The following is a 517-nucleotide window of genomic DNA, read 5'->3' on the forward strand; positions in this document are numbered from 1 at the left end:
TCTCCGCGTCGAGAAGGGCCACGCCGACCCCGAGGAACTGGCCGCCATCACCGCCATCCTCCTCGCCCGCGCCGCCGCACAGCCCGAGCCCGCCGCCACCGGCCAGGCCCACACCACCGCCGGCTGGCGCCGCCTGGAACGCGAGAACGGCTTCCGCGCCCCCCACAGCTGGCGCTGACGCCCCGGACGTACGGAAAGGGCCCCCGCTCCTTCGAGGAGCGGGGGCCCTTTCGTGTGGCGTGCTGCCGACGCGCCGTCGGGACGGTTACCGCAGACGGGCCATGAGGGCGTGCTCGACGAGGGTGATGAGCGCGCTCTTGGCGTCCGCGCGGTGGCGGGCGTCGGTGGTGATGATCGGGGTGTCCGGGCCGATCTGGAGGGCCTCGCGGACCTCCTCCGGGTTGTAGGGCTGGTTCCCGTCGAAGCCGTTGAGGGCGATGACGAAGGGGAGGCCCGAGTTCTCGAAGTAGTCGACGGCGGGGAAGCAGTCGGCGAGACGGCGGGTGTCGACGAGGAC

The 517-nt window shown here is 72.9% G+C and carries 2 protein-coding genes; one reads left to right on the forward strand and one right to left on the reverse strand.

The genetic code is table 11. The features are described from left to right. The coding region (locus tag ACFQ8C_RS33990; protein WP_383465345.1) for an acyl-CoA carboxylase subunit epsilon at positions 1-178 on the forward strand (178 nt) is incomplete at its 5' end. A gap of 87 nt (positions 179-265) precedes the next feature. Here the strand turns inward: ACFQ8C_RS33990 and ACFQ8C_RS33995 are convergent. Then, positions 266-517 (reverse strand): ATP/GTP-binding protein (locus ACFQ8C_RS33995; protein ID WP_383465329.1); only part of this gene is annotated, 252 nt, incomplete at its 5' end.

The sequence above is a fragment of the Streptomyces sp. NPDC056503 genome, from assembly GCF_042794995.1.
GTDB lineage: Bacteria > Actinomycetota > Actinomycetes > Streptomycetales > Streptomycetaceae > Streptomyces.